This window comes from Lysinibacillus sp. G1-3, assembly GCF_056322905.1.
Window position 1 is genome coordinate 1 of sequence record NZ_JBWHYQ010000095.1, and the last position, 248, is coordinate 248.

Sequence of the window (248 nt, forward strand, 5' to 3'; positions counted from 1 at the left end):
TGTCTTAACCACTTGACCAACGGGCCAATGGCGGAGAAGGAGGGATTTGAACCCTCGCGCCGGTTACCCGACCTACACCCTTAGCAGGGGCGCCTCTTCAGCCTCTTGAGTACTTCCCCACAAAAAATGGCTCCGAAGGCAGGACTCGAACCTGCGACAACCTGATTAACAGTCAGGTGCTACTACCAACTGAGCTACTTCGGAATAATGGTGGGCCTAAATGGACTCGAACCATCGACCTCACGCTT

General features: G+C 54.0%; 2 tRNA genes. Both read right to left on the bottom strand.

The features are described 5' to 3' along the window. Positions 1–28: 28 nt before the first annotated feature. Positions 29–119 (bottom strand) — tRNA-Ser (locus tag ACVYAD_RS25330). Positions 120–127: 8 nt separating this feature from the next. Next, positions 128–204 (bottom strand) — tRNA-Asn (locus ACVYAD_RS25335). Between the last annotated feature and the right edge of the window lie 44 nt (positions 205–248).